Below are 12,630 nucleotides of genomic sequence, written 5' to 3'. Positions count from 1 at the left end.
CATAGCTGATTAGGACAGATAGGAAAGAGACTTCATTAGAGGGGCTTAATAGAAATAGATTTCTCTTGCAATGGGGCAAGATAGCAGAATACATGTAAAATAGTTTTCTAAATACGGGGGTTAAGGAGGTTTAGTAGGTTCATTCATAATAGAGATGAAACGAATAGAGCAATACAGGTTAAACAGAACGATTGCAGACTCAATACTCAAATATAACTTAACCCAAAAGTTCTCTATTTATAGCAAGTAAAATCCATTCCCTTCCTTTCTATAAAAGATTTAGCAATTCCTTAACAAATAAAGAGCATTATTTTAAATCACTAGAATACAAATGATATTGGGGGGGAAGTGTAATGAATCAAAAAATAAGTGAAAAAAGTTTTATTGGCTATCCACAACAACCACATGGTGGAAAATTAGTCAATCGAGTTCTCACCGGCAAAGAATGTGACGAAGCTATGGAACGAGCAAGACAATTACCAAAAATAATGGTAGATTTAGAGGCAGTCATTACACTTGAAATGATTGCAACTGGGGTTTTATCACCAAATGAAGGGTTTATGGATGAAGAAAACTATAAGTCTGTCCTTTTGAACGGTCGGTTGAAAGATGGGACCGTGTGGCCAGTCCCTCTTAGTTTTGCCCCGATTGGTGATATTAACAAGCAAGTGATCCAGTCTTTATCAGTGGGGGATGAAGTGGCTCTTGTTGATGAAACGAAAGAACCGGTCGCAATTTTAAAATTAAATGATATTTTTCACTATGACCGAGAGTTTCGAGCAAAGCATCTTTTTGGAACAACAGATCGAAACCATCCAGGAGTTGATGCGATTTACCGGCGGATGGGGGATACCGCATTAGGTGGACCCATTCAATTACTTCGCCGTGTTCATTGGGGTCCTTTTGAAAAAATTCGTTTAGAACCGAAAGATACGTGGAAATTATTTTATGAGAAGAAAAAGTTTAAAACGGTCGGTGGTTTTATAACAGGAGCAAATCCGTTACATCGCGGTCATGAGTATATTCACCGTAATGCGTTAGAAGAGTTGGATGGGTTATTTGTCCAGCCATTAGTGGAGTTAGCTAAGCGGGAATATACAAGGCATGAATTTCGTATTTTAGCCTATCGGAGTGTGTTGGATACGTATTATCCGAAAGAAAGAACGATCCTGGCACCACTTAGAGTTACATATATTTTTGCAGGTCCTCGGGAAGCAATCCTTCACGCATTAATTATGAAAAATTATGGTTGTACACATGCTTTAATTGGGCGTGATCATGCAGGAGTAGGGGATTATTACGATAAATATGCAAGCCATACAATTTTTGACGAATTTACACCGGAAGAATTAGGAATTGATATTCGCCTCTTCCATGAAGTGTTTTATTGTACTCGTTGTGATTCGTTAGCAACTAGTCAAACGTGTCCACATGACGTAAAGTATCGAATTAATATCTCTGGGACAGGAATTCGTGAATTATTGCGTTATGGGGTGCTTCCACCAAAAGAAATTGTGAGACCAGAATCAGCACGTATTGCTATGCAAGGTGTCCAACCAAAAGGTGTGGATGAAAATGATGAAGCAATCTCTCCAGTCGGAAAAACAATAAAAAGTATCTTCCCATATTATTTAACGAGATCACGAATAGGTGGACCGGAACGAAGGAAACCGCTTACAGTAGAACAACTCACCATTGAAGATTTGGAAGTGGCAGTGATCGATGTTCGAACAAATGCAGATCAGATTTATAAAGGTATCTTTGATGAATTTAGCTATGTAGCGGATACAAGACGTCGGTCACAACCAGACTGGATAGCATCTGCACGTGAGTCAATCTATAAGCAACAAGAAATGGTTGTTGAGTATTTAGAGGAAAAAGTACACACTGCATCGGAAAAAGCATCAGATGAATTCATGTATCAAGACAAAGAGGAAGCAGAGCGAGAGTTACAAGTTGCCAAGAAAATTTTCAAAGACATACCTCCACCACTACGAGAAGATGAACTTCAATATCGTGTTTGGAATCCACTTCCATATAAGCGTTATCGTGGTAGTGATTAATACCGTCTAGAAAAAAGCAGAAAAAAGAAGAGCCCAACAAGTGACGTGTAACCAGCAACTTTTCCATTTATTACTGGAAGTCATGGAACAAGTTGCAGCCGGAAAAGGAGGAAAATGGAAAAGTTGGTAAACAAACTGTTTTCGAGAAAACGGATAAAATGTTGATTCCACATAAAGTATTTCAAAAGTAGCGGCGAAACTAGAACGTTGTAGTTATCAAAATTCTAATGCTACCCCTTTCAGGATTTTTAAAAAGTAGTTGAATATATCTAAAATGAAATAAAGGATTTTTAAAAAAAAATGTAGAATATATCAGTATAAATAAAAAAGGGGTTGTAATCATGATAGAGTAACATCTAGTGAAAACCATAGTAGTATTTGCAACAATTATTTTAGTCTTTGGATCTTTATTTACAGCGGATTTTGTACGTGCCCAAGAAAAAGAGACTATAGATTCATTATCTGATTTACAAAACAGTTTAATACAAGAACTAAAAGAGGCTAATCCTACAATGGAAAATGAAGTAGACAAAGTTGTTTCAGATTATTATAGTAATCATGAAATAAGTGATATGTTGCCACTTCCTTTACAAACGAAGATTTACCTAATATTGAGAAATATGAAGGTACATCAGAAGAAAATGCTATAAATCTTAATAATTATATTGATGAAAACATTAAAAATGGTAATTTTGTTGAACATGAAATAAATGAGAATATTTTTATCATATTCACAGATAGCCCTATTTATTTTATTGATCGTATGGAAGTTGAGGATACGGTTTCTGAAAATGATGGAACAAAAAGTGTAGAGTTTATTTGTCTGCAAACGAAAAGGGGAAAATAAGTAAACATACAACCATAAAATAGGAGGAACCGTTAAATGCAGACGATAAAAAAATTCTTTTTAACTAAAGCGTTTATGATTACATTTATTATAACTTTAGTTTTTTTGGTACTCAATTTACGTTAGAACATGCGACAGTTTCGGAATTTGTTAGTTTATTCACTACATCTTTTATTGTTTCGATAATAATTAATTTGATATTAAAACTTTTTACGAAAAGTAATACGAAGGTATAAATGAACATTTAGCAGGGGTAGTTCAGAAAATCGTATTTTTGATTTCTGGATGCCCCTTTTCATGTTTCAAAACCTTGATAGGTCAAAATTTTTAATGATCGCAATTTTGGGATATCCACTTTTCGGACTGACCCTTGTTTGACTAATAGAAAGTATACATTTTCTATTTCTACTCTCCTTATGCATAAGACCACAAGAAAGGCTCTAGCAACTATATCAAAGCCAAAAAAATCTCTTTATTCACTAGCGTAGACGTCCAAATCGTGATGAAAAAGGAAGAAACGGTTATAGTCGCCCAACACTCATGGCCAATCGAATGGAAATGATCATGTGCCACATCCACACATGCACACCTAAATAATCAATCAATAAAAAATGGACAAGCCTATTCATCGAAGCTTGTCCGTTGAGTTATTCTTATTAAAGGGTTAAAGAAGTGTGCTTTGTTCAACCATCGTTTTAAAAATGTGTTTGATTTATAACGTTAAGTACTCTAAAGAGAAAAAATGCTTAACTAAACAATGATAAGAAATATTGAGTTTTCTTAACGAATGAACTAGACAAAAGTGTCAAAATCCTTCTCTTAGGGTTACATAAGATTACAAAAGATCTTTCCTTAATTCTTCCGGTGATTTTGGCGAAATATAGCTTGGAGCGACATCGAATACTGTTTTTGCACCAAATTGGTTTTCCTGATTTAAGCGATGTGCTGCTCTAGCATAGGCAACGAGAACACTTGCAGTAAATTCAGGGTTACTATCTAGTTTTAATGAGAATTCATAAATATGTTTATGTTCTACCGCGCTTTGCCCACTACGAATGACAAAACCACCATGAGGCGCTTTTGAATGATCACGTTTCAACTCTTCATCAGTGATAAAATGAACTTCTGTATCATAGTCAGCAAAGTAATTTGGCATTGTTTTGATTTCATTTTCAATGGTAGCTTTATCAGCACCATCTTCTGCAACAACATAGCAAACACGGCGATGCTTGTCCCCTGTCGTTAGTTCAGGTGCTTCACCATTACGCACACGATTCATTGCGTCTTCGGATGGAATCGTATATTGCACACCGTTTTTTACACCAGGTACTCTACGGATGGCGTCAGAATGTCCTTGACTTAACCCTTTCCCCCAGAATGTATAAGTTTCGCCACTCGGTAAGATTGCCTCAGCCATTAAGCGATTAATTGAGAATAAGCCTGGATCCCAACCAACGGAAATGATGGACGTTTTATTATGTTTTGTAGCAGCTTCATGAACTGCTTGAAAATAATCAGGAATTTTCGCATGTGTATCAAAACTATCAACCGTGTTAAACATAGTCGCAAAATGCGGTGTTTGTTCCGGTAAGTCTGTTGCAGATCCACCACAAAGTAACATGACATCAATTTTATCTACGTATGCATTTGCATCATCGATATGTACAGCATTTACATTTGCCTCATTTATCGCTAAGATGCTAGGATCCCTTCTCGTAAAAATGGCTACTAATTCCATGTCAGGAGATTGATTAATTGCCTTTACTGCCCCTTTACCTAGATTTCCGTAACCAACAATACCAACTTTAATTTTTTGACTCATATACATTTCTCCTTATTATTAGAATCATTATGTCCTTATATTACTATATAAGTGAGAGTGAAGAAATAGTTTCATACGGTGATCGTATTTACACTGGAAAAAGAATAAATTTATTTTACTCTTTTTTTTATCGGACGCAACTACTTTTTAAAAAACTTTTGCTTACTTTGTGGGAGGAGGCAGATCTTAAACGAAATTTATTATGAATGTATTCGAATAAAGCAGTTGATTAACAAGAAAAGAAGAAAGGGCCGAGTTTGGATAGATATCCAAATACAAGCCCCTTTCAACGTTCATTTTGTGCTGGCGATTATTTTTTCCCAACCCCGACTACTTTATTTGCTATTCATTGAAAAAGTTTATTGTAACGAATTACTTAGTATCCGTACCAAGTAGCACCTACAATAATTAATAAAATAAACAATACAACGATTAACGCGAATCCTGAACCGTATCCTCCTGCACCCATAAAACAATCACCTCCAAAGTATTTACATAATTAACATATGAATCGCTCCTTTGAATGGCGTGGTCATTAACCTATATAGAGAAAAACTGGGCTAATCATATTTAGATTGGCTAAACTTTTGAAGTCCTTTCCAGTATCTGTCATTCTATTTTATGATGATAAATGTGGTTAAAATGATTCATCATTTACGCATGGAGACACCAAACTATAGTCGTGTGAGGAAATGCATTCGATAGGGAGGCTACTTAAAGGTTACTAGGAAGTTGAGAAGACATTACGTGTTGTCAAGACAAATTGTGCAATCGACATTGAAAGGCTGTTGAAGTATTCTTAAGTGGAAGACTAAGATAAGGAAATTCTCACATGCAAGTATCAGAGATGAAGGAAAGTGCAAGTAGTTGATTCGGTGGAATTTGTATTCAATTGTCCTCAGGAATTGTTACTAGAGTCCCGTTTCAAAATAAAATAAGTCAAACGGTCCTCTAGAATGGTTGTAGTTAACTGTTTTCAGTAAAAAATCTGTCAAGCGGTATTCAAGGGTAGTGTTTAGTCCCGGTTTTAGGGTAAATTTTCGTCAAACGGTCCTCTAGAGCATTGATAGAGGCCCGCTTTAGAACTTACTCCGGCTTCTCGAATCCTACTTTTTCTATATAAGCCATCATTGCCTTGTGTAACCATTCTTCTTCTTGTTTTGAGAAGGGGGATGGTGCCATCTTTTCTAATTCTTCTAAATTAATTTCTTCAAGTTTGCTACTTTTCGTTGCCATCATTTCCATCAAATTTTCGTCAAATAAGGACATTGTTGCCTTTGTATATTCTTCCATCAGTTCCATAACTTCCGGTGAATCGACGGATGTTCCAATTAACTCTTTAACTTTTTCAGTAAATTGAACAAAGACGTCATCCATTTCCTCTATTTTATTTTCTGTCTGGTTATAAATCATACTTGCAACATCTTCACCAAAATAACCTTCAAACCAAGCCCACTGACTTTCCTCTGTTTGCATACTACGAATTAAACTCATGATTATTGTACTATCGACGTCCCCATGTTCTTTAATTAGTTTCATTGTCCTCTCGATAGCTTTGATTGAAGTATTAATTTTTTTTATTTCCTCTTCAAATAGTTTCTTCTGTAATGTTAATGAATCGATAACTGTTCCATTCAATTTTTCCTGTGACAACATATTTTTTATTTCATCAAGGGAAAAGCCTAGAAATTTATAGCTAATAATTTTCTGCAACTGAATAATATCTTGATCACGATATTTGCGATGTCCTGTTGACGGATCTTTTTTTGGTGTTAATAAACCAAGTTCATCATAATAATGCAGCGTTCGCACCGATACCCCTGTTTTATCAGCAATTTCTCCAACAGAATAATAGCTTTCCTTTTTCATAACTCTCTGATTCCTCCAATAACCCCAGATTCTTTCATACAAGCTAAGCATACAACATAACGTAACGTAAGGTTCAAGTAATATTTTGAAATTTTCATAAAAAGTGGCAGGAAAGCGATCCGTCTCCAATGATTGAAACATTTCGGTTATGATGTTCGTATTAAATATAAAAATTGGTTGTTGGATGCAAGTAGACTCATTTTTTAAAAGGAGGAGTTTTCTTTTGGAATAGTTCTTGTGGTTATTTCAATCCCTTTCCTTATTTTCGCTGTAATTCTATCAAAAGGAAAAGGCGCATGATTACTTTCAGGTTATAACAATCTATCTGACAGTGAAAAGGCTCAATATAATGAAGTTGCTTTATATAAGTTTATGGGTAAACTAATGTATGGGTTTAGCATTTTATTAATCGCATTGAGTGAGAGGTTCAAAAATCATATTTTATTTAGTATTGGTGTTGTCTTACTAGTCATTCTCATCATTTATGGAGTGGTATATACAAATACAAGAGACAGATTTAAAAAGAAGTGTAATATTAAGTAAAAGAGAAGCCCTACTTATCCGAAGTCTGAATTTTTTGTAAGGAAAAGGATACCTTGAAAATCCAAGGACATCCTTTTTATGTAAAAATTACTCATAAGAATCTTAACTAACATTCCCGAACAATTTCTCGTTCGTAGAAATAGTGCAATTCGAAACTGAACACTTAAAAAAGAAATGATTCTCAAACTATTTTTTCATTCGTGGGAATCCGCGCTCATATTGAACTGGAATTTGCACTTGTTGTTTCAATTGAACGGCTGCATCCAGCGTCCAATATGGATTGCGTAACATTCCGCGACCAACAGCAACAAGATCTGCATCTCCATTACCAATCACAGAGTTTGCCAAAATCGGGTCATCTAAATTACCGACAGCAATGACTGGTACATGTAAAGCTCTTTTTAGTTTTCTTGCATATGGAACTTGGTAACCACCATGGATACCTGGTTTCCCACCGCTACCGATTGGACCTTCTCCACCAGTACTCACATGGAAAAAATCAACCCCGGCTTTTTGATATTCTTTTGAAAACTGAATAGCATAATCGATTCCATAGCCACCATCTACATATTCAGCAGCTGAAATCCGCATCAATAGGGGCATATCACTTGGAATTTCACTTTTAACTGCTTCAACTACTTCTCGACCAAATTTTGTTAAATCTTTACCATATTCATCTGTTCGTTTATTTGTTAAAGGTGAGTGGAATTGATGAATTAAATATCCATGGGCACCGTGAATTTCAATCACATCGAATCCAGCCTTCACCGCACGACGGACACTCATCCGGAACTTTTCAACCATTTCCTTCACTTCATCCGTTGTTAATTCCCGGGGAGTCTTAAACTCGCTATTGAACGGAATTGCCGATGGAGCAACAGGAACTTCTGCATCTTGTGCCTTTCGACCAGCATGCCCAATTTGAATTCCCACTTTAGCACCATATTGATGGCAAGCGTCAATGATTCGCTGAAAAGCAGGAATCGCCTCATCACTCCATAATCCTAAATCATTATCAGTAATCCGACCATCTGGCTCAACATCCGTCATCTCAATAATGATTAATCCAGCACCACCAATTGCGCGACTCGTATAATGAACATCGTGCCATTCGTTTGGAATCCCATCTTTTTTTGTCACAGAATATTGACACATTGGCGGCATGACCACCCGATTTTTTAACTCTAATCCTTTTAAGGTAAATGGATCAAATAAATTCATTTGAAATCCCTCACTTTCTCGATTGTCTCCTAATTATTATATCATGGAACAATAATAATATTTTAATGATAAAAATGACGATGAAAAATCAATATAAATAGGTCTTATCTACTAAAATAAATAAAATGTATGTGACTTTTATCACAGAACGTTGATTAATAAATTGGATTTAGTTATAATTGTCTAGAACTTAAGGGCATATTCTATGATTTGCTCTTTCAAATACATATGTATTGAAAAAGGCAAACTATTCGAAAGGGTAGGACGCAAAGCAATAGGGTCTACGGTTTCGTTCTATGTAAACTAAGATAGCCTGGCTACCAATCGTGTGAATTCGTGTCAACAATATCAATACTTCATCGTAAAAAACGAATCCTCGAAATATGACTTCACATTGAAACGGGTGTTTTTTATTATCTATAATTCATCTGAGTTTTCAAATCGTTATTGGTACCCAAGGGATTTATTAGTTGTTAAATTTTAGTAATTTGACACCACCTGTTAAGAGACCGCCAAAATAGCCGATATTATAAGCAGACATCCTACCTTCTGAATGATCGTTGCTCTCAATACAGTTCTTTCTAAAATTTCCTTTCTTAATCGAATTTATAAGTTTCTATTACCCGGTACAAAGAGAGTGCAATAAACGCAAAGGGGGCATGCTCATGATGCATTTAGTTAAAGAAAAAACAGAGGAAAATGAACTTTACCATGTCATTCAACCAATCGTCGATCTTACTCAAGATAAAATCATCGGTTTTGAGTTTTTACTAAGATCACATAAAATTCCAAATCCCGAAAAACTATTTCGTCTAGCAAAGGAGAACGACGAGCTAAATAGATTGGACCAAGTTTCTATTTTTAAAATATTAGAAACCATTCACAATAAGAAGGAAAAACTTAAAGACTATCTATATTTTATTAATGTATATCCTTCAACATTAGTTAATCAAACGTTTTTAGACTTGTTAAATGAAGTTTTATTGACATGGGATATTAATCCAAACTCAATTGTCTTTGAATTAAATGAATCAGAGGTAATTACTGATTTTGATAATTTAATAGGAGTTGCGAATATGTTGAAGGAAAAAGGATTCCTCATCTCTGTTGATGATATTGGGAAGGGCCAAGCAAATGTAAAAACAGTGATTGAAATTGAGCCTCATATAGCAAAACTAGATTTATACTTTTCAAAAAACTTATCGAAGTCAACGAAAAAGCAAGAATTTATTCATCATTTCAGTCGATTTTTGGGGAAACACGCCAAAATTGTTTTGGAAGGTCTTGAATATCAAGAAGATTTACAGATTGCAAGAGAGCTTGGAATTCCTTTTGGGCAAGGATATTTTCTTGGAAAGCCAGAAGCGATTGAAACGTATCTGAAGTAACTACGACCGAGAAAGGGATCCGCTATAAAATAATCAGAATTGTAGGAGAGTTACGAGGGAAGGCTCTTCGCTGTTTAATGTTGAAAAAACAGGTTACCAGTGCCCATAGGATTCTATCATTTCCTTGTTTGCCACCGGTATTATCTTAGATGTAGGATAGGTTGTCAAGGAAAGCACTTGACAGCCTATCCTACCTCTAAGTGCTGGTCGCTAAGCAAACAAGAAAGGATAAAACAAGTCATGATATACCAATAAGATCAAGTTTATTAACCGTTGCATAGGCCATGGCAATAAAATTATCGGCTGTTCGGTATCCACGAGCCTTTCTTTTGGTAGCCTGAACTAAACTGTTTATTCCTTCAAGAAGGCCATTGGTCATCTTTGTAACAAACCATCTTAAGATTCCGCCTTTATGTTGTTTTAGTGTTTTTGCAACTTTAATCATTGGTTCTAGTCGGGATCGAATAGCCCAGCTATGCCATTCATCAAAATACAATTCAGAAAGGATTGGGTGTTTAGTCCACATTTTCTGAAGCGATAGTTTCATGCGGTAGGCACGGCCTGTTGCCAAATCCAAATCCTTTAATTTAGCCAATTTACTTCCTTGTTTTTCTGTTAGGTTTTCGGGGTTCTTCAGCCAAGCGTATCGTGAATTTTTAAGTTCTGGCTGTGTAGCTTGTTCTTGTTTTCGTACCTGATCTAATGCTTCATTTACCATTTTCATGACATGAAATTTATCAAACGTAATCGTTGCATTCGGGAATTTCTCTTCAATACCCGAAATAAAGGCTGGTGACATATCGCAACAAAATTCTTTAATCTGGGAATGTAAAACCCCTTTACTGTCTAGAAACTGGCTAAACACCTGCAGTACATCTGCACCTTTACCAGTAGTAGCGAAAATTAAGCGTTTGGTATCCATATTAATAAAAAATGTCACATATTTATGGCCTTTTGCTCGTGATGTTTCATCCATCGCTATACGAGTGACATTAGATACATCTATGTTTTCCATGGCTTTGTTGACATAATATTTAAATACTCGCCAAAGGCGCGTATCATGTTCGCCTACTTCACGAGCTACGGCAGCGACAGGCATTTCAACCATTAGCGACAACACATGGTGCTCAAATAATAATGAAAATCCAGCTCCTGGACGTGCCCAATCAATGACAACCGTACGTATTTTACCGCATGACTCACATTTTACTCGTGGCATTCTGGCATGGAGAATGGTCTTATATTGCCAAAAATTTAGATGTCTCCAAGTCCGGTCTTGATCTTGTATATCATGAACTTTACATCCCGTTTTACCGCAATTAGGACAAGAAAATTCCGCTCCTGATTGATATTCAATATAAATGTGTAAGGTGTTTTCTTCTTTAGCTAATTCATTATGGAAAACATACCAAGGTTTAGGTATTTCTAACGCATCTTGGAATACATTATACTCTTCTTCAAAGTTTTTCATAAGACTATCACCCCAGGTAATTTAGTAGTATTACCCAGTATAGACAGCTTTGGGAAGCTTTAAACTAAACATTAAATAGCGAGGAAGCCGAGGGGAATTTGTTTTTGAAATGATATTGAGAGATTAGGAGGATTCCATCTTTGGGGCACCGTGATATGGATAAAAAACGATTCAGACGCTTAGCAAAGCAATTGACTATACGACAAGAGTTGTGTATTCCGCAACTTGAAAAAGTCCAGGAGGCTCTTACACAGTTAATGGACTATACGTATAATTATACTGAAATAGAAGATATTCGATCAATCGATGAACAAGTTCTTCATAATTATATTGAACATTGTTTAAAAGCGGGGGTTTCACCTTGGGTTGTTGTGAAACATATAAGATATTATCTCTTTTATTTAAAATACATAAAGAAAAAGAGAAGAATACCGCAAATGAATTTGAGCGTTTATAATACTCTCTGGAAAAAGATTTGAAAACGAATAGAGAAAGACTGGGGAATTTTTACGGTGAATTTTGTCGAATTTTGTCGAAAGTCAAACTTTGGATCGAAAATAATGAAATGAGAAAGCGTTCTTTTCTACCATAGAAATACAACTAGGGAGCCGAGAGACAGATGAAGAAAATTCAATTTACCGTAGCGAAAAAAATATATACAGGTTTTTTTACAGTAGTCGTGATTACTGCACTTTTAGGAATCTTGTCTATTCTAAATATGGAGAAACTTAATGACAATTCCACAGACTTGACTGACCGCTGGATGATCAACCTTGAGTTAATTAATGAGATTAACTATTTAACAGAACATATATCTGTTTTGCAACATCAATATGTGCTAGAACCTAATAATTCGGAAATGAAGGAGATTGAAAATAATTTCACAACAACATTTTCAGAACTAGATAAAAAAATAGAAGAATATGACGGTCGAATCACTCTCGAAGAAAACCGAAAAAACTTTGACGAGTTCAAGCAAAAATGGAATGAATATAAAAGAATGAATGGTGAATTTCTTGAACTTGGTAAGAATGTCAATATATTACAAGGATTCAAAGGGAATCAGGCACAGAAATTAGAAGAATTATTAAAAAAATCTGACGGCATGTATAAAGATATGCAAGAAACGTTAAATGCGTTAAAACAACTAAACCATGATGGCGCTGTACAGACCGATGATGAAAATAATCAAGTTTTTGCAAGTTCGATAAAAATCGTGATTAGTTTCCTAATTGTTGGCCTTCTAGCTGGTGTTGCAATTGCTCTTGTCGTATCTCGATCCATATCCAAACCACTTAAGACAGTTAGGCAAGATGTTGAACAAGTAGCTGATGGAAATCTCGCTCTGGAAGATGTCACTGTGAAAAACCGTGATGAAATTGGTTAACTCGTTCAAGCTTTTAATA

At 35.5% G+C, this 12,630-nt stretch carries 10 protein-coding genes, 1 pseudogene and 1 riboswitch; of the genes and pseudogenes, 6 read left to right on the top strand and 5 right to left on the bottom strand.

What is annotated here, in order from left to right:
• The first annotated feature begins 353 nt into the window (after positions 1-353).
• The gene (locus BN2144_RS18190) at positions 354-2,063 is read left to right on the top strand and encodes a sulfate adenylyltransferase (RefSeq protein WP_033829631.1); all 1,710 of its coding nucleotides are present in this window, start codon (positions 354-356) and stop codon (positions 2,061-2,063) included.
• Between the two features lie 359 nt (positions 2,064-2,422).
• Positions 2,423-2,713, top strand: coding sequence for a hypothetical protein (locus BN2144_RS18185; RefSeq protein ID WP_033829630.1), 291 nt, complete (start codon positions 2,423-2,425; stop codon positions 2,711-2,713).
• Positions 2,714-3,745: 1,032 nt separating this feature from the next.
• On the opposite strand, the gene BN2144_RS18180 is transcribed toward BN2144_RS18185, so the two are convergent.
• The 3 genes from BN2144_RS18180 to BN2144_RS18175 all read right to left on the bottom strand — a co-directional run bounded on the left by BN2144_RS18180 (position 3,746) and on the right by BN2144_RS18175 (position 6,601).
• Positions 3,746-4,732 carry a diaminopimelate dehydrogenase gene (locus BN2144_RS18180; RefSeq protein ID WP_033829629.1) on the bottom strand — a complete coding sequence of 329 codons (987 nt, stop codon included), beginning with the start codon at positions 4,730-4,732 and terminating at the stop codon, positions 3,746-3,748.
• 376 nt (positions 4,733-5,108) lie between these two features.
• Positions 5,109-5,201: a YjcZ family sporulation protein gene (locus BN2144_RS19390; RefSeq protein ID WP_075047859.1), complete on the bottom strand. Its 93-nt coding sequence runs from the start codon at positions 5,199-5,201 to the stop codon at positions 5,109-5,111.
• A gap of 617 nt (positions 5,202-5,818) precedes the next feature.
• Positions 5,819-6,601: a MerR family transcriptional regulator gene (locus BN2144_RS18175; protein ID WP_033829628.1), complete on the bottom strand. Its 783-nt coding sequence runs from the start codon at positions 6,599-6,601 to the stop codon at positions 5,819-5,821.
• Positions 6,602-6,913: 312 nt separating this feature from the next.
• On the opposite strand from BN2144_RS18175, the pseudogene BN2144_RS20500 reads away from it, so the two are divergent.
• Positions 6,914-7,144: pseudogene (locus tag BN2144_RS20500) on the top strand (DUF3784 domain-containing protein); the annotation flags it as partial.
• A gap of 186 nt (positions 7,145-7,330) precedes the next feature.
• Here BN2144_RS20500 and BN2144_RS18170 read toward each other — a convergent pair.
• Complete coding sequence (locus tag BN2144_RS18170) at positions 7,331-8,365, bottom strand: NADH:flavin oxidoreductase/NADH oxidase (protein WP_033829627.1); 1,035 nt, start codon at positions 8,363-8,365, stop codon at positions 7,331-7,333.
• A gap of 231 nt (positions 8,366-8,596) precedes the next feature.
• Positions 8,597-8,690, top strand: a riboswitch (cyclic di-GMP riboswitch).
• Between the two features lie 340 nt (positions 8,691-9,030).
• Between BN2144_RS18170 and BN2144_RS18165 the strand changes: the two genes are divergently transcribed.
• Positions 9,031-9,753: an EAL domain-containing protein gene (locus BN2144_RS18165; protein WP_050632365.1), complete on the top strand. Its 723-nt coding sequence runs from the start codon at positions 9,031-9,033 to the stop codon at positions 9,751-9,753.
• Between the two features lie 238 nt (positions 9,754-9,991).
• Here BN2144_RS18165 and BN2144_RS18160 read toward each other — a convergent pair whose 3' ends face one another.
• On the bottom strand, positions 9,992-11,224 hold the full coding sequence (locus tag BN2144_RS18160; RefSeq protein ID WP_033829625.1) for an ISL3 family transposase: 1,233 nt from the start codon (positions 11,222-11,224) through the stop codon (positions 9,992-9,994).
• A 140-nt stretch (positions 11,225-11,364) separates the two neighbouring features.
• Between BN2144_RS18160 and BN2144_RS18155 the strand changes: the two genes are divergently transcribed.
• Both BN2144_RS18155 and BN2144_RS18150 read left to right on the top strand, forming a co-directional pair.
• On the top strand, positions 11,365-11,703 hold the full coding sequence (locus BN2144_RS18155; protein WP_033829624.1) for a hypothetical protein: 339 nt from the start codon (positions 11,365-11,367) through the stop codon (positions 11,701-11,703).
• A 140-nt stretch (positions 11,704-11,843) separates the two neighbouring features.
• Positions 11,844-12,611: an MCP four helix bundle domain-containing protein gene (locus BN2144_RS18150; RefSeq protein ID WP_050632364.1), complete on the top strand. Its 768-nt coding sequence runs from the start codon at positions 11,844-11,846 to the stop codon at positions 12,609-12,611.
• The last annotated feature ends 19 nt before the right edge of the window (positions 12,612-12,630 follow it).

Source organism: Bacillus andreraoultii (assembly GCF_001244735.1).
Classification (GTDB): Bacteria; Bacillota; Bacilli; order Bacillales; family Caldibacillaceae; genus Caldifermentibacillus; species Caldifermentibacillus andreraoultii.
Note: the sequence above shows the minus strand (reverse complement) of the source record. Positions and strands in the feature narration are given on the sequence as shown.